Annotated in this window: 21 protein-coding genes; all 21 read left to right on the forward strand. The window is 40.0% G+C overall.

Annotation, left to right across the window (positions count from 1 at the left end; all coding sequences use genetic code 11):
• The first annotated feature begins 38 nt into the window (after nt 1-38).
• From MLE14_RS01130 to MLE14_RS01230, 21 genes are read left to right on the forward strand one after another with little or no spacing between them, the layout of a single operon-like run.
• A complete protein-coding gene (locus tag MLE14_RS01130; RefSeq protein WP_243296403.1) occupies nt 39-257 on the forward strand; it encodes a flagellar FlbD family protein in 219 nt (72 codons plus the stop codon).
• Complete coding sequence (fliL, locus tag MLE14_RS01135) at nt 250-678, forward strand: flagellar basal body-associated protein FliL (protein WP_243296404.1); 429 nt, start codon at nt 250-252, stop codon at nt 676-678. The genes MLE14_RS01130 and fliL overlap by 8 nt, the downstream gene beginning before the upstream one ends.
• Nucleotides 679-707: 29 nt before the next feature.
• Nucleotides 708-1706, forward strand: a complete 999-nt coding sequence (gene fliM / locus MLE14_RS01140; RefSeq protein WP_243296405.1) for a flagellar motor switch protein FliM — start codon at nt 708-710, stop codon at nt 1704-1706.
• Complete coding sequence (gene fliY, locus MLE14_RS01145; protein WP_243296406.1) at nt 1696-2862, forward strand: flagellar motor switch phosphatase FliY; 1167 nt, start codon at nt 1696-1698, stop codon at nt 2860-2862. The genes fliM and fliY overlap by 11 nt, the downstream gene beginning before the upstream one ends.
• 33 nt (nt 2863-2895) lie before the next feature.
• On the forward strand, nt 2896-3258 hold the full coding sequence (locus tag MLE14_RS01150; RefSeq protein ID WP_243296407.1) for a response regulator: 363 nt from the start codon (nt 2896-2898) through the stop codon (nt 3256-3258).
• A 46-nt stretch (nt 3259-3304) separates the two neighbouring features.
• Nucleotides 3305-3949: a flagellar biosynthetic protein FliO gene (locus MLE14_RS01155; protein WP_243296408.1), complete on the forward strand. Its 645-nt coding sequence runs from the start codon at nt 3305-3307 to the stop codon at nt 3947-3949.
• On the forward strand, nt 3942-4607 hold the full coding sequence (fliP, locus tag MLE14_RS01160) for a flagellar type III secretion system pore protein FliP (RefSeq protein WP_243296409.1): 666 nt from the start codon (nt 3942-3944) through the stop codon (nt 4605-4607). The genes MLE14_RS01155 and fliP overlap by 8 nt, the downstream gene beginning before the upstream one ends.
• 15 nt (nt 4608-4622) lie before the next feature.
• Nucleotides 4623-4892, forward strand: a complete 270-nt coding sequence (gene fliQ, locus MLE14_RS01165; RefSeq protein WP_243296410.1) for a flagellar biosynthesis protein FliQ — start codon at nt 4623-4625, stop codon at nt 4890-4892.
• Between the two features lie 4 nt (nt 4893-4896).
• Entirely contained in the window at nt 4897-5670 is a 774-nt protein-coding gene (gene fliR / locus MLE14_RS01170) for a flagellar biosynthetic protein FliR (RefSeq protein WP_243296411.1), read from the forward strand.
• Nucleotides 5671-5683: 13 nt separating this feature from the next.
• Nucleotides 5684-6781 (forward strand): flagellar biosynthesis protein FlhB, encoded by a 1098-nt coding sequence (gene flhB, locus MLE14_RS01175; RefSeq protein ID WP_243296412.1) that lies wholly within the window; start codon nt 5684-5686, stop codon nt 6779-6781.
• Nucleotides 6782-6831: 50 nt separating this feature from the next.
• Nucleotides 6832-8871, forward strand: a complete 2040-nt coding sequence (gene flhA / locus MLE14_RS01180; RefSeq protein ID WP_243296413.1) for a flagellar biosynthesis protein FlhA — start codon at nt 6832-6834, stop codon at nt 8869-8871.
• On the forward strand, nt 8861-10018 hold the full coding sequence (gene flhF / locus MLE14_RS01185) for a flagellar biosynthesis protein FlhF (protein ID WP_243296414.1): 1158 nt from the start codon (nt 8861-8863) through the stop codon (nt 10016-10018). Before flhA ends, flhF begins: the two co-directional genes overlap by 11 nt.
• Nucleotides 9996-10901, forward strand: a complete 906-nt coding sequence (locus MLE14_RS01190) for a MinD/ParA family protein (protein WP_243296415.1) — start codon at nt 9996-9998, stop codon at nt 10899-10901. The genes flhF and MLE14_RS01190 overlap by 23 nt, the downstream gene beginning before the upstream one ends.
• Nucleotides 10898-11971 carry a protein-glutamate methylesterase/protein-glutamine glutaminase gene (locus tag MLE14_RS01195; protein WP_243296416.1) on the forward strand — a complete coding sequence of 358 codons (1074 nt, stop codon included), beginning with the start codon at nt 10898-10900 and terminating at the stop codon, nt 11969-11971. Before MLE14_RS01190 ends, MLE14_RS01195 begins: the two co-directional genes overlap by 4 nt.
• 14 nt (nt 11972-11985) lie before the next feature.
• Nucleotides 11986-13998, forward strand: coding sequence for a chemotaxis protein CheA (locus MLE14_RS01200; protein WP_243296417.1), 2013 nt, complete (start codon nt 11986-11988; stop codon nt 13996-13998).
• Nucleotides 13999-14019: 21 nt separating this feature from the next.
• The gene (locus MLE14_RS01205; protein WP_243296418.1) at nt 14020-14466 is read left to right on the forward strand and encodes a chemotaxis protein CheW; all 447 of its coding nucleotides are present in this window, start codon (nt 14020-14022) and stop codon (nt 14464-14466) included.
• A gap of 18 nt (nt 14467-14484) precedes the next feature.
• Nucleotides 14485-15120: a chemotaxis protein CheC gene (locus MLE14_RS01210; protein WP_243296419.1), complete on the forward strand. Its 636-nt coding sequence runs from the start codon at nt 14485-14487 to the stop codon at nt 15118-15120.
• Entirely contained in the window at nt 15113-15610 is a 498-nt protein-coding gene (locus MLE14_RS01215) for a chemotaxis protein CheD (RefSeq protein ID WP_243296420.1), read from the forward strand. Before MLE14_RS01210 ends, MLE14_RS01215 begins: the two co-directional genes overlap by 8 nt.
• Nucleotides 15610-15927, forward strand: a complete 318-nt coding sequence (locus MLE14_RS01220; protein ID WP_243296421.1) for a hypothetical protein — start codon at nt 15610-15612, stop codon at nt 15925-15927. Before MLE14_RS01215 ends, MLE14_RS01220 begins: the two co-directional genes overlap by 1 nt.
• 37 nt (nt 15928-15964) lie before the next feature.
• Nucleotides 15965-16726 (forward strand): FliA/WhiG family RNA polymerase sigma factor, encoded by a 762-nt coding sequence (locus tag MLE14_RS01225; RefSeq protein WP_243296422.1) that lies wholly within the window; start codon nt 15965-15967, stop codon nt 16724-16726.
• A gap of 6 nt (nt 16727-16732) precedes the next feature.
• Complete coding sequence (locus MLE14_RS01230) at nt 16733-17044, forward strand: hypothetical protein (RefSeq protein WP_243296423.1); 312 nt, start codon at nt 16733-16735, stop codon at nt 17042-17044.
• Nucleotides 17045-17050: the final 6 nt, after the last annotated feature.

The raw sequence follows: 17050 nt of genomic DNA on the forward strand, positions 1-17050 counted from the left end.
GGAGGTCGGCACCTTTTTAAACCGGCCTCCGCTATTTCGTGATTACACTGACAAAATTAAATGGAAAAGAATTTTCTCTGCATGCTGTGTATATTGAGACGATTGAAGCCTTTCCGGATTGCACCATTACTCTTACGAATGGAAATAAATTTGTAGTGAAAGAGTCTGTCGAGGAAGTGGTGAAGCGGGTGGAGGCCTTTTATAGACGGATCGGTTTATTCCGTGGCATGGGACAGGGAGGGGAAGTTCATGAATAATAAATTATTAACCACATTGTTTGCGCTCTTATTAGCAATTGTTTTGGTAGGGGCTGGCGCTTTATTAGTCCTTTTGAAGTTTGATCGGGAAGGAGAGGCCTCTACCCCTGCCACGATTGATGAGGTTTTGGAGGCATCTGTTGATATCCCTGAAATTACTACGAATTTGTTAAGCGGGGATTTCATCCGAATTGCTTTTAAAATTCAAACAGACAGTACCGACACTAGAGAAGAATTGGAAAAACGATCTTTCCAGGTTAATAACTTAATCATTAAAAAGCTATCCAATATGGAGGCTTCCGACTTTCAAGGAAGCCAAGGAAAAACAGACTTAGAAAATTCTCTTAAATCAGAAATCAATGACCTTCTAACAAATGGTGAAATTGTGCAGGTGTATATAACCTCTAGTGTTCTCCAATAGAAGTGGCAAGGCCGTATGGGGGTGAAAAGATGTCAAGTGAAATACTTTCCCAAAGTGAAATAGACGCCCTCCTCTCAGCATTATCTACAGGTGAAATGGATGCAGATGAGCTGAAAAAGGAGCAAGCCGAGAAAAAGGTAAGGGTTTATGACTTTAAAAGAGCGTTACGATTTTCAAAAGACCAAATCAGAAGTCTCACGCGAGTCCATGAAAACTTTGCACGCCTGCTAACAACCTTTTTTTCGGCACAACTTAGAACCTACGTCCAAATTTCGGTGGCTTCTGCGGACCAAATTCCCTATGAGGAATTTATACGATCCATCCCCAAAATGACGATTCTGAATGTGTACGAAGTTCCGCCTCTTGAAGGGCGAATCATTATGGAAATCAATCCAAATGTAGCGTATGCCATGGTAGATCGTGTGCTTGGCGGAAAAGGAGTAAGTTTAAACAAGGTTGACACCTTAACTGAAATTGAAACAAGAATTATGAAAAATTTGTTTGAAAGAGCGATTGAAAACCTGGCAGAAGCTTGGTCAACGATTACTGAGATTGATCCGATTCTGACAGACTTTGAGGTAAACCCACAGTTTTTACAGATGGTTTCTCCGAATGAGACTGTTGTTGTGATTTCGCTTAACACGGTGATTGGAGAATCAAGCGGCATGATCAATATTTGTATACCGCATGTAGTGCTGGAGCCAATTATCCCAAAGCTTTCCGTGCACTACTGGATGCAAACGGCCAAAAAAGCAATATTGCCTGAGGATATGGAATCGCTGGAAAAGAACATTAAAAAAACAGAAGTCCCGATTTCAGCGATATTAGGTTCTGCTGAAATATCGATTGAGGATTTTCTTTCTCTTGATAAAGGCGATGTCATTCAACTAAATCAGAAGATCGATGAACCTTTGCTTGTAAAAGTAGAAGGAATTCCGAAATTTATCGCACAGCCTGGTAATTATCATCAAAAAATTGCAGTTCAAATTTTAGACACCTACAAAGGGGGAGATGAAGATGATGAGTGATGGCATGCTCTCTCAAGACGAAATCGATGCTCTGCTCAGGGGATCGAGCATAAATGACACAAATGATGACACAACAGATCCAGTTCTTGATGTAAAGGATTATTTTAGCGAGATGGAACTAGATGCCTTAGGAGAAATAGGAAATATATCCTTTGGAAGCTCTGCTACTGCGCTATCGACTCTCTTAAATCAGAAGGTAGAAATTACAACTCCGTCTGTCAGTTTAGTAGAGAAAAGGAGGTTATCTGAAGAGTTTCCTCATCCCTATGTGGCGATTGAAGTGCAATACACAGATGGTTTTACAGGATCGAACCTGCTTGTGATTAAGCAACAAGATGCGGCTGTAATTGCTGACCTTATGCTTGGGGGAGAGGGCAAACCGGAAAATACTGATTTAGGTGAAATTCAGATTAGTGCCGTCCAGGAAGCGATGAATCAAATGATGGGATCCGCTGCAACATCGATGTCAACTGTTTTTAGCAAACGAATTGATATTTCTCCTCCTGTTGTTGAATTGTTAGATGTTCCGCAAGGAGAAGGAACAGAGAAAATTCCAATTGATAACTATATTATAAAGGTCTCCTTCCGTTTAACTGTCGGTACTTTAATTGATTCCAATATTATGCAGTTACTTCCTATTGAGTTTGCTCAATCAATGGTGGAGGAGCTTTTGAGTCCAGCTGCGGGTATGGGGGCGCAGCCTGAACCGGCACAAGAGCAAAGTGACGAATTATTGCAGGAGGTGGTCCAGCCGGTGGAACCGCAATCTCTACCTAATCAGGACTCCTTATCTAGAAATCAAGGAAATCAGAATAGTCATCAAGGCGCGCTTGAGAAAAATGTTCAGCCAGCTCTATTTTCTAGTTTTGAAGAGTTTAAGCCCGCACAAGCTGAAACGAAAAATTTAAATATGCTGCTCGATATCCCTTTACAAGTTACGGTTGAATTGGGCCGGACGAAAAGATCTGTTAAGGAAATATTGGAGCTGTCTTCAGGTTCAATTTTAGAATTGGACAAGCTTGCAGGAGAACCAATCGATATTCTAATTAATAACCGCTTAATTGCACAGGGAGAAGTTGTTGTCATTGATGAAAATTTTGGAGTTCGCGTAACAGATATCCTTAGTCAAAGCGACCGATTAAAGAAATTACGATAATACTATTCCACTAAAGCCTAGGAGGTTACGAATATGGGACAAAAAATTTTAGTTGTGGATGATGCAGCGTTTATGCGAATGATGATTAAAGATATTTTAACGAAAAACGGCTTCGAGGTAATAGCAGAGGCTGAAAATGGCGCACAAGCAGTTGAAAAATATAAAGAACTTCATCCGGATTTAGTGACAATGGATATTACAATGCCTGAAATGGATGGAATATCTGCTTTAAAAGAAATTAAAAAGCTGAATAGTGATGCAAAAGTCATTATGTGTTCAGCGATGGGTCAGCAAGCCATGGTCATTGACGCAATTCAGGCAGGGGCTAAAGACTTTATTGTTAAACCGTTCCAAGCTGACCGTGTCATTGAAGCGATCAAAAAAACCCTGGGATAATAAATGTCTTTAAGGTTTAAAGGTAATGAAAGGAAGGTGCGCAGCAATGAAAAAACGGAGACAGGTCATTTTCTTATTTTTTATATTATTCTTTTTGGGTGGCCTTCCTTTCCAAACAGTTTCATCCGTTCACGCTGAAACAACAAGTGTAAAAGAGTGGCTTGAGAATCCGGACCAAGGCGATTCAACTTCCCAAACGTCAGCAGAAGAGAAGACTCCTCCCTCCAGTCAGGTAGGCATTTCGATTTGGGATGTTGTAAAGATGATTGTTTCTACTATTTTCGTTATTGGCCTTCTCTTGTTTGTCCTCAAATGGGTGCAAAAAAAAGGAAGAAACTTTGCAAACGATGGGGTCATCGAGAATATTGGGGGAACAACCATAGGGAATCAAAAGAGCATTCAGCTCGTAAAAATCGGAAACAGAGTGTACATAGTTGGGGTTGGAGAGTCAGTTACTCTATTAAAAGAAATTGATAATGAAGAAGAAATAAAGCATCTGTTGGAATTCCGACATAACAAGTTGAACGAATCTGTTAAGGGATTTAACGGGCTGTTTTTATGGAAAAAGGAAGAAAAACAAGAAAGCGGCTTTATGGATTCTTTAAAAAATGAGCTTTTAAAAGTAAAACAGGATCGAAAAAAAATAATCGATGAGTGGAAAGGAAAAAGGGGTCAGGACCAACATGAATGAATTTATCGAATTTTTTAATGCAAGTGATCCCGCAAACGTTTCTACATCAGTAAAGCTCTTGCTGCTGCTGACTGTTTTATCTTTGGCTCCCAGTATATTAATTTTAATGACTTGCTTTACTAGAATTGTGATTGTTCTGGGGTTTGTTCGGACTGGACTTGCTACACAGCAGATGCCGCCAACTCAAGTCATTATTGGGCTCGCATTATTCTTAACTTTTTTCATTATGGCGCCTACCTTTCAAGAGGTAAACAAGGAGGCCTTAATACCTTTATTTAATGAAGAAATAAATTTGGAGGAGGCTTATGAACGTGCCTCGCTTCCGCTGAAGGAATTTATGAGTGCTCATACAAGACAAAAAGATTTAGCGCTGTTTATGGACTATGGCGGGTATCCAACTCCTGAATCAATTGCGGATATACCATTAACAGCTTTAGTCCCAGCCTTTGCCATTAGTGAAATAAAAACAGCTTTTCAGATTGGATTTATGATATTTATTCCGTTTTTAGTCATCGATATGATTGTGGCAAGTGTACTGATGTCGATGGGGATGATGATGCTTCCGCCCGTTATGATTTCCTTGCCATTTAAAATATTGCTGTTTGTATTGGTAGATGGCTGGTATTTGGTGGTTGAGTCTTTACTTCAAAGTTTTTAAAGAAGGTGAACAGATATGTCCCAAGAACAAGTCATATACATCGCCGAACAAGGGATCTGGGCCGTTCTTTTAGTTTCAGGACCTTTACTTGTGTTGGCCCTCGTGGTGGGGTTAGTTGTCAGTATCTTTCAGGCAACCACACAAATTCAAGAGCAAACCTTAGCCTTTATCCCAAAGATTGTTGCCGTGCTTTTAGGAATCGTTTTTTTTGGTCCCTGGATGCTCGGGCAAATGCTGACGTATGCACAAAGTGTTTGGTCCAATTTATTGAGATTTGTAGGATAAGAGGATGATAGAATTTATTCCTGGTTTTCCGGCTTTTTTACTTATATTTGTCAGAGTCACAACGTTTTTTCTAGTTGTTCCTCTTTATTCTTATCGGACCATACCAAGTCCACATAAAGTGGGGTTTTCACTTTTTTTAGCTTGGATTATGTATTATACCATCGATAAGCCTGCAGACGTCATTACTGAGCATTTTTTTCTGCTGCTCATCAAAGAAGTGCTTTTTGGTTTGCTGCTGGGTTTGATTGCCTTTATTATGCTATCCGCTGTTCAGGTGGCAGGGGGCTTTATTGATTTTCAGATGGGTTTTGCGATAGCTAATGTCATCGATCCGCAGACAGGTGCGCAAAGTCCGCTTATGGGTCAATATTTTTATATCATTGCTCTTTTATTTTTATTAGCAGTGGATGGTCACCATTTATTATTAGATGCCATTTTTTACAGTTATGAGTTTGTACCCATCGATCAGCTTTGGCTCCCTTTAGGAAGTCAGGATTTGGCGCTATTTGTGACAAAAGCCTTCGCTGCGATGTTTCTGATTGCATTTCAAATGTCCCTGCCGGTCGTTGCCTGTCTGTTTTTAATCGATGTAGCTCTCGGAGTGACAGCCAGAACAGTCCCGCAATTGAATGTTTTTGTGGTGGGGCTTCCATTAAAAATTGCAGTCAGCTTTATATTTATCGTCATTACCTTTGGCGGTCTCATGACAGTAGTCAGCTCTTTGTTTGATCACATGTTTTATACAATGAGGGGATTAATGGAGCTGTTAACGAGATAAAGGGTGTGAGTCAGTGGCTTATGTAAAGTTGGACCTGCAATATTTCGCAGGGGAAAAAACAGAAAAAGCAACTCCGAAAAAACGGCAGGATACGAGAAAAAAGGGACAGGTAGCGAAAAGTCAGGATGTAGGAACATCCCTAATCATGCTGGCTGTGTTTTTCGGAATGTTAATGCTAGGTTCATATTTTCTGGATTTATGTCTGGATTTATATAAACAATCATTTACTGACTTTATGCTGGTAGAAGTGACCCCTTCTAATATAGAAAGAATAATGGTCGATGTGTTTATGATTATGGTCCAATTTCTCGCTCCTGTTATGATAGCGGCTATCGTCGCGGCGTTTTTTTCGAACTATATTCAAATCGGATTTTTATTTACGACGGAAACGATTGCTTTTAAGCTAGAAAAAATCGACCCGATCAAAGGATTTAAACGGATATTTTCGATGAGAGCGATTGTAGAGCTCTTGAAATCGATTTTAAAGATTACGTTAATAGGCATCATTACTTTCGCCGTGTTATGGATTCATCTTGAGGATATTATGATGCTGGCACAATATAGTGTCGGCCAATCCATGGCCGTAGTAGGAGATTTGACGGTTCAAATGGGGCTTTATGCATCTTTTGCTCTGCTTGCCCTTTCCGGTCTTGACTATTTATACCAAAAATATGATTACGAGAAAAATATTCGGATGTCCAAACAAGATATCAAAGATGAGTATAAAAATATCGAGGGAGATCCGCTTATTAAATCAAAAATTAAACAAAGACAACGTGAAATGGCAATGCGTAGAATGATGCAGGAGGTACCGCATGCAGATGTTGTGATTACGAACCCAACGCATTATGCGATCGCTCTAAAATATGATGAAACAAAGGCAGACGCCCCCTATGTAATTGCCAAAGGTGTAGATTTTGTCGCACAAAAAATTAAGTTTATCGCGAAAGAAAATGACGTAAGCCTGGTTGAAAATCGGCCATTGGCCCGTGCCCTCTATGATCAGACTGATATTGGCCAGGCGATACCAGAAGAGTTTTTTCAGGCAGTAGCTGAAATTTTGGCCGTTGTTTATCAAACGAAAGGAAGCATACCTGTTTCCTACAAGTAATTCTGATTCCCTTGGAACTTGATTGATTTGTAAATGTAAGGAGATTTGTCATGCGAGCTAAAGATATTTCTGTATTCATCGGTGTCATACTCATAGTTGCTATGCTGATCATTCCCCTGCCAGGGTGGCTGTTAAGCATCCTCATCATCCTCAATATAACGCTTGCTTTGGTTGTACTTTTAACGGCGATGAATAACAAAGAGCCATTGGAATTAGCCATTTTTCCATCGCTTTTATTAATTCTGACTCTTTATAGATTAGCGTTAAACGTTTCAACTACTCGTTCGATTTTAGCCCATGGCGATGCGGGGCAGGTTGTTGAAACATTCGGAACTTTCGTTGTTGGCAGCAATGTGTTAGTTGGTCTTGTCGTATTTTTAATATTGATTATTATCCAGTTTGTAGTCATCACCAAAGGTTCTGAACGTGTATCAGAAGTTGCCGCCAGATTTACATTAGATGCAATGCCGGGCAAGCAAATGAGTATTGACGCCGACCTTAATGCAGGAATTATCTCGGAGAAAGAAGCTAGAGAGCGAAGAGATAAAATTTCGCGGGAAGCGGACTTTTACGGAGCAATGGATGGGGCCAGTAAATTTGTAAAAGGAGACGCGATTGCTGGAATTATTATCGTTTTAATCAATTTAATTTTCGGGATCATTATTGGGATTGTTCAAATGGGGCTGCCATTCGGTGAAGCTGCCAGAACCTTTTCTCTATTAACTGTAGGGGATGGGATTGTCAGCCAAATTCCGGCACTCCTCATTTCTACAGCAACTGGAATCGTCGTTACAAGAGCGACATCAGAAGGAAATCTCGGAAGTGACATTACCTCTCAGCTGTTCAGGTATCCTTTGATGTTATACATTGCAGGCGGAGCTATTTTGGTACTTGGCTTACTGACGCCCATTTCGGATATATATACGATTCCAATCGCCGGCATGCTCCTGGCTGGCGGCTATATGATAAATCGCCCGCAGAATATCGGCAAAGAGGATTTAATGGAACTGGAAGAAGTGATAGAAACCGATGAAATGAAACGGCCAGAAGCGGTTGTGAGCTTATTGAGTGTCGATCCGATTGAATTTGAATTCGGCTATGGACTCATACCGCTAGCTGATACACAGCAAGGGGGAGATTTATTAGATCGGATCGTAATGATTCGCAGACAGCTGGCAATCGAAATGGGCATGGTAATCCCTGTTGTTAGGATTCGCGATAATATTCAATTAAAGCCTAATGAGTATTCCTTGAAGATTAAAGGCAATGAACTGGCAAGAGGCGAAATCTATATGGATCACTACTTAGCAATGAGTCCTTCCGATGAGGAGGATCTCATTGATGGTATAAAAACGGTCGAACCTTCATTTGGTTTGCCTGCGAAGTGGATCAGTGAAGAAGTAAAAGATCAAGCAGAATTGATGGGCTATACCGTTGTCGATCCCCCTTCAGTTGTTTCGACTCATATAACTGAAGTTCTAAAGAAGCATGCTCATGAACTATTAGGCAGACAGGAAACCAAGCAATTGATTGATCATTTGAAGGAAAGCTATCCGATTTTAGTAGAAGAAGTAACCCCAAACCCGCTTTCGATTGGAGAAGTTCAAAAGGTACTGGCCAAGCTTCTCAAAGAAGGTGTGTCCATCCGCAACCTGCCTGTAATCTTTGAGACATTAGCGGATTATGGAAAAATGACTTCCAATACGGATTTATTAACTGAATACGTCCGACAAGCTTTAGCCAGACAAATTTCTGCCCAATATGTCAATGGTGATTTATTAAAGGTTATAACGATTTCCGGACAGGTAGAAAAAATAATTGCAGACAGTATTCAACAAACAGAACATGGAAATTATTTATCGATTGATCCGGGGATTGCGCAGAAAATAGTAGAAATGCTGGCAAAGGAAGTAGAGAAGCTATCCTTAACAGAACAGACGCCTATCGTGCTTTGTTCTCCTGCGGTCAGGATGTATGTCCGACAGCTTGCGGAAAGGTATTTTCCGGCTGTTCCGATTCTTTCTTACAATGAGCTGGAAACGAATATTGAAATTCAGAGTGTAGGGGTCGTGAAATTAGATGAAATTTAAAAAATATATCGGTCCGAGTTTACCGGAGGTTATGAAAAAGGTTAGGGCAGAACTGGGGCAAAATGCCGTCATTATTAATTCAAAGACCGTTTACAAAGGCGGTGTTATGGGGCTGTTTAGAAAAAAGCTGATTGAAGTCGTGGCAGCGATTGATCCGGCAGCTGTTGAACCTATTAAACGGCTCAGCCAGCAGAGTGAGAAACCCGCATCTGAAATAACTTCAGCAGTACCTTATTCAAAGGGAAAAGAGAATAATCAGGACATAAGCATGCTTTTAAAAGAAATTCAGAATTTAAAAGAAAGTATGAACCTCACCCCAGTTGATTATGTCGTCCCTGAACCATTCAAACCGATGATGATGAAATTAGCGGATCAGGGGGTTGCTCCTTTTCTGCTGCGCGAGTGGGCACAGGTTCTAACAGAACTCTATTATAAGGAGAACAGACCGGATAACAGTGACCTTTTAAAGAGTTTGCTAAAGCAAACGATTTTTGCCGGGAAAGATTCTTTGCTGGATCAGGAAGGGCTGCTTCAAAAAAAATTTATTGCTTTGGTCGGACCTACTGGAGTAGGGAAAACAACAACCTTAGCAAAACTTGCAGCAAAAACGATATTGAAAGATAAGAAAAAAGTGGCTTTTATCACGACCGATACATATAGAATTGCGGCAATTGAACAATTAAAAACGTACGCCAATATTGTGGGGGCGCCGGTCGAAGTCTGTTACAATCTCGAAGATTTTAAACGGGCCAAAATTCGCTTCTCTAATTATGATACGATTTTTATCGATACAGCCGGGAGAAATTTCAGAAATGGCCAATATGTTGATGATTTAAAAGATGTGATTGATTTTAAAGAGGATGTTCAAACATTCCTGACTATCGCTCTCACCGCAAAAGAAACAGATATCAAGCAGATTATTGAACAATTTTCCGGTCTCCATATTGACCGTTTCATTTTTACAAAGCTAGATGAAACAGGACAGACAGGAATGATTTTGAATCTTCTCTGGGATACGGGGATCGGAGTGGGCTATTTAACGGATGGACAAAATGTACCCGATGACTTGAAAACAGCGGGAAAAGATCAGATTTTATCCTATTTATTAGGAGATGTGGTACCTCATGGACCAAGCAGCGAGTCTTAGACAAAGGTTTCAGTCACGTTCCTCTAGTTACAAAGACCAAGAAAAACGAAAAGAGGCAAAGGCTGTAGCGGTGGTGAGCGGAAAGGGAGGAGTGGGAAAATCGAATTTTTCTCTAAATTTCTCAATATCACTCTCGCAAAAAGGCTATCGGGTTTTACTCGTAGATATGGACTTAGGGATGGGGAATATTGACATTCTGATGGGGGATTCCCCCAACATCACCCTTTATGATTTTCTTAATTCTAAAGCAGAGATTCATGAGCTCATCTTCAAAGGACCGGCCAATATATCCTATTTGGCAGCAGGAAGTGCCTTTCAATCTATCAAAAAATTAGAAGGGGAAAAATTAGGGCAGTTTATCCGTACAATGGAGCAGCTTTCCGCTTATTATGACTATCTGATCTTTGATATGGGAGCTGGCGCAACGGAAGAAAGCATTTCCTTTTTATTCTCGGTTGATGACTGTTTTGTCATCACAACGCCAGAACCCACGGCCATCACCGATGCCTACAGTATGACTAAACATTTAATTATAAATCAGGCACCTGCTTCACTTTATTTATTATGCAATCGGGCTAAGAGCAGTCAAGTTGGACAGGGTACACTTCTAAAACTGCAAAGAACAATAGAGAAGTTTCTGCATAAACAAGTTCAATTGCTTGGGATTATTCCAGAAGATGAAAGTGTTCAAAATGCTGTCATTTCCCAAACTCCTTTCATTCTTTACCGTCCGGCTGCCAAAAGCTCGATTGCCATTGGTCAAATTTCGGAAAGGTACGTAAGCGCACAGTATTCTAACATCGGTGCAGAATATCTCCAAAAACAGCCGGGATTTTTACATAAACTGAGGAGCTTTTTCTCCGAAAGGAAAGGTCATACATGAAGAAAGTTCGGGTACTAATTGTAGACGATTCAGCATTTATGAGAAAGCTTATTACAGATTTTCTTAGTAATCATCCTCAAATCGAGGTTGTCGGTACAGCCAGAAATGGAGAAGATGCCATTAAGAAAATTCAGGAGGTAATGCCCGATTGCCTGACTTTAGATATAGAAATGCCTGTTTTAAACGGACTTGATGCATTACAAATGATCATGGAGCAGCATCCCATTCCTGTTGTGATGTTATCCAGCAGTACAAAAACAGGAGCATCCAGCACATTGCAGGCTCTCCAGCTAGGGGCTGTAGATTTTGTTGCCAAGCCGTCTGGACCCATTTCACTAGACCTGCACAAGATTAAGGATGAATTGGTTGAAAAAGTACTGCATGCCAGTACAGTCAATATCCGTCGGTTTATTGGAAGCAAAAAGACTTCCTCCAAAAATACAAAAAAGGCCAGCACCAAGATTCATTCGCTAAAGACTGCGAATCAGTCATTAAACGGAACACCAAAGCTTGTTTTAATCGGTACTTCAACCGGAGGGCCCAAAGCATTGCAAACGGTGCTGACACAGCTGCCCGATACGATTGATGCACCAATAGTGGTGGTTCAGCATATGCCTCCTAAATTTACAGAAAGCTTAAGTTTACGGTTGGATGCACTTTGTTCTCTCCGTGTAAAAGAAGCAGAGTGTTTTGAAGTATTGGAAAATGGAGTTGTTTATATTGCACCGGGAGGCGTTCATCTGGAAATTAAAAAGAGCGGTTCGACTCTCATTTTTGAAATGAATGATAAGGATCCGGTCCACGGAGTACGTCCTTCGGTTGATTTATTATTTGAGTCGGCTGCTGAGCTTACAGAGTATGAAAAAATTGCTGTGATTATGACAGGGATGGGATCAGACGGTACCAAAGGTCTTGAGCGTCTCAAACAAAACGGACAAACAATTGCAATCGCAGAGTCTGAACAAACATGTATGGTATATGGAATGCCAAAATCAGCTGTGACAGCAGGTGTAGTTGACATCATTGCAAATGTGGAAGACATTCCTGGCACCATTCTTTCTCTACTATAAAAGGAGTGGAACAGATGGAAATGAATCAATATTTAGAAATGTTTATTGAAGAGAGTAAAGAGCATCTTCAAGCTTGTAACGATTATTTGCTGGAACTGGAAAAGAATCCTGGAAACCTGGAATTTATCAATGAAATTTTCCGCTCAGCCCATACGCTTAAAGGGATGTCAGCTACAATGGGATTTGAAGATTTGGCAAATCTTACCCACCAAATGGAAAATGTGTTAGATGCAATCCGAAATCAAAAGGTTACAGTGACAAGTAATGTGTTAGATGTTGTTTTTATGGCTGTAGATGATCTGGAAGCAATGGTGTATTCAATCGCAGATGGAGGAGACGGGAAAAAAAACGTTTCAGAAGTGGTGCGGCTATTAAAGCAAATTGAAACGGGACAGCCTGTTTCCCAAGAAAAGACGACTACGTCTGATCCGTCCGCACATACTGGCCAAAATGAACGGACGCAATCATTTAATGATTATGAGCAAAACATTATTGCGCAATCATTGGAGCAAGGATATTCATGTATCGAATGTAAGATATCACTTCGTTCCGATTGTTTATTAAAGGCCGCGAGAGTGTTTATGGTTTTTGATGTTCTGGAAAAATCAGGTGAGGTTATAAAAAGTAATCCAACTACTGAGATTCTGGAACAGGAAGCGTTTGATCAGACTTTCACCGTAACGGTTATTACGACTGAATCAGCTGAAGCAGTGGCTGCAAAAATTATGAAGGTATCTGAGATTGAAAAGGTTGAAACCAAACTGATTGACTTAGGCAATTTACGAAGTGCTCAGGCTGAAACAGCTGCAGCTGTAGCAGAAGAAGCAAAAGGAACTGCAGAATCTGAGCAAGTCAGCCTAAAAGAAAAGAAAGTATCCAAATCAATCCGCGTGAATATTGACCGGCTTGACCGGCTCATGAATCTATTTGAGGAGCTAATCATTGATAAGGGACGTTTGGAACAAATAGCGAAGGAATTAAAACATGCTCCTCTAACACAAACCGTTGAGCATATGTCCCGCTTATCCGGAGATCTGCAAGACATAATTTTAAAAATGCGGATGGTCCCAATCGACACAGTCTTTAATCGCTTTCCGCGGATGGTCAGACAACTCGCAAAAGATTTACGGAAAGAGATAGATTTTAAGATTGAAGGGGCCGAGACAGAACTGGACAGAACGGTTATCGATGAAATAGGAGATCCTCTTGTTCATCTAATACGCAATGGGCTTGATCATGGCATCGAATCGCCAGAAGTACGGATTGCGAAAGGAAAAAATCCGGCAGGAACATTAGAATTGAAAGCCTACACAAGTGGAAACCATGTATTTATTGAAATTAAGGATGATGGAGCGGGAATTAATCGGGAAAAGGTTTTACAAAAGGCAATCTCCAAAGGAATTTTGTCAGAAGAGGACGGAAATAGTTTAACAGATTCTCAGGTTTATCAGCTTATCTTTTCGAGCGGTTTTTCTACAGCCGATCAAATTTCAGATATATCAGGGCGCGGTGTTGGGTTAGATGTTGTTAAACACACAATTGAATCACTGGGAGGAGTGATTACAATTGAATCCGAGCCTGACAAAGGATCTTTATTTTCAATCCAATTGCCAATGACCTTATCGATTATGACTGTATTATTGGTAGAGCTTGAAAATGAAAAATATGCAATTCCACTCTCTTCTATTATTGAAACACTGATTATCAATGAAACGGATATTTTAGAAGCCCATCATCAAAAGGTAATGGAATACCGAGGGAAGGTTGTTCCTCTCGTATTCTTAAAGGAATTGTTTAAAGTACCTCTCCAAGAAAAATCGGAGGAAGAGGCCTTATATCCGGTAGTCGTTGTTAAAAAAGGCGAGAAGCAAATAGGATTAGTGGTTGATTCTTTTATCGGACAGCAAGAGGTCGTATTAAAACCATTAAGCCGTTATTTAGGAGATATACAGGCAATCTCTGGAGCTACGATTTTAGGGGATGGACAAGTTGCTCTAATTATCGATTCAAATGCTTTCTTTCTATAAAAGTGAAGAGAGGGATGTTATATGTCAGAAATACTGGAACAAAAACTGATCGTATTTCAATTAAAGGAAAAAGAGTATGTAATCCCAGTGGAACAAGTTATATCGATTGAAAAACTGCTTCCGATTACTCGGGTTCCATTAACAGAACATTTCATTAAAGGAGTAATAAATTTAAGGGGAGTCGTGATTCCAGTTGTTGATCTTAAATTAAGGCTGGGTTTGAAGGAAGAAGCTTATACCGAAAAAACCAGAATTATCATTATTTCAAATGACGAATCCGAAGTGGGCTTAATTGTAGACGGCGCACATGATGTAATTGATATTGACACTCGAATGATCGAGTCACCCAAAACGGTTACTGCCGATAGCGATACAGAATGTATTGATGGTGTACTCCACTATAACAAACGGATTATGATTCTATTAAATCTCAGAAAAGTATTAGGAGCTCAAACAGCTGATGTTTAGTAAGGGGTCTTGGTAAGGATGGATCTGTATTCCATAACTCATTTTCATTTAGATATTTTGAAAGAAGTCGGAAATATTGGCGCTGGCCATGCTGCGACTGCTTTATCCGCTTTGCTGGGGGAAAAGGTTGACATGGAAGTGCCTTCTGTCCGCCTAGCTTCCTATGATGAAATGGTGGAGCTCTCTGGGGGAAGCGAGACAACCGTAACCGCTGCTTATTTAACGATTCATGGAGATATAAATGGGCAAATGTTTTTTGTTTTACCAGTAAAACATGGAGAACGTTTTGTAGAAGTTTTATTGAATGAACCGGTTTCCTTCCTTAAACCGCCATTTTCAAGTCTATCTATATCAGTGTTAGAGGAAATTGGGAACATTGTTTCGGGTTCATATCTTTCAGCGCTCTCAGATTTTTCAGGCTTAAAGCTGCAGCCATCAGTTCCCGCAGTGAGTATTGATATGTTTGGTGCAATCATAACCCATGGAATGCTAGAAATGTGTACATACACTGATTCTGTGATTGTAATTGAAACCTATTTACATTCAGAAAATTGGAAAGAAGAAAAAGTCAACGGCTATTTCCTTTTACTTCCGGATCCTGAATCGATCCCGGTCCTATTTCGCTCTCTCGGAGTTGAACAGGACGATGAATAATGCAGAATTGCTTGTTAAAGTAGGGATCGCGGATATGAAACTCGGACAGGCTCCGCAAATATTAAGGACAACAGGCTTAGGATCCTGTGTCGGGCTTGTTTTATATGACGAAAGATTAAAAATAGCAGGTATGGCACATGTCATGCTTCCAGATTCTTCATTAGCCAAAGCTGGAACAAGCCATATTGCCAAATACGCCGATACAGCAGTTCCGAGCCTTTTAGCGGGACTATTGGAAAAGGGAGCAAGACAGCTTTCTATCAAAGCAAAGCTTGCTGGCGGAGCGCAGATGTTCGAGTATGCAGGGGCAAATGAGCTTATGAGAATTGGTGCAAGGAATATTGAAGCAGTTAAAAATCAGCTAAATTCACTCAAATTGCCGATTGTGGCTGAGGATACTGGCGGTACAAATGGGAGAACAATCGATTTTGTAATTGAGACAGGGGTTTTACTTGTGAAAACCGTCAATAAAGGAGTTCATGAAATATAGTGAGTGGTCATTGGTTTTGGAATTTTTCATTTGGTTTGTTAGGTTTTCTTCTATACTTCTTGCTATCAATTGAAAAAAAAGAACCGGCTGAACTAATCATTCATTCGTTTTTGGTCTTTATACTTTTATTTTTTGTTATGTATTTGATCAGATATTTGGTATCAATCGGCATCCAAACACAAGAAGAACTAAATGAAGAAAAACAAATAGACAGTGAAAATGAATTATTGACATTAACGAAGCAATTAGAAAAAGAAGATATCGCAAAAGTAGTTTCATATATACGAAATCAAATTCAAAAGGATCGCAATGGATAAACAAGCTTTTAAGATTTAAAGGACAAGGAGGTTCAACATGGTACACGCATTAACAGATGATGAAAAGTTGTTATGGCAAAAATGGTCGGAGGCCCGTGACCAGGAAGCGGGCAATACTTTAATTCATAGATATATGCCACTTGTCCATTTCCATGTTCAGCGAATTTCAGCTGGTCTGCCTAAAAATGTCGGAAAGGACGATCTCATAAGTTTGGGTATGATGGGGTTGTTTGACGCGGTAGAACGGTTTGATCCTAACCGTGATTTAAAATTTGATACATATGCATCCTTTCGTATAAGAGGTGCTATTATAGATGGACTGAGAAAAGAAGATTGGCTCCCGAGAAGTACAAGAGACCGGGCCAAGAAAGTAGAAGCGGCATCAGAAAAGCTGATGCAAAAATACTTTAGACAGGCAACAGCGGCTGAAATTGCGCAAGAATTGGAAACAACAGAAGAAGACGTATATAAAACAATGACTGAATATTTTTATGCATCTGTACTTTCAATTGATGATCATTCCTATGATAGCGAACAATCTGATCACCCATTGTTTGTAAAAGATGAACACACGCCGACTCCAGAAGAATCTGTCACATTTGAAGAAAAAATCAGTGAGCTGGCAAAAGGAATTAAGGAATTGTCAGAAAAAGAACAACTGGTTTTATCTCTCTTTTACCAAGAGGAATTAACGTTAACCGAAATAGGTCAAGTCATGAAGCTTTCTACATCGAGAATTTCACAAATACATGCAAAAGCACTGTATAAATTGAAAGAATACTTAAAGATGTGGATGTGATTCTTTGTGGATATGAAGTCCATTGATTTACAAATTGCGATTCCAAGAACACAAGATTTAGGGAAGCTGCAAAGTGAAACGATGCAGCGCAATCTGGTACAGCATGATGTGAATAATGAACTTATTCTTAAGGAAGAGAGACAAAAACAACAGTCTGTCGTAAAGCAAGAACAAAAGGGAAGCGTTCAAAATAACCAAAAGGAATCATCTACACATCATCAACAGCATCAGTCAAACCAACAAAAACAGAAGAATCCATCCCAAAAAGCTGAGATGAAGCATCCCTTTAAGGGAAAGATCATCGATTATAGCTCGTAAAAAGGA

The sequence above is a fragment of the Bacillus litorisediminis genome, from assembly GCF_022808645.1.
In the GTDB taxonomy this organism is placed as follows: Bacteria; Bacillota; Bacilli; order Bacillales; family JC228; genus Bacillus_BF; species Bacillus_BF litorisediminis.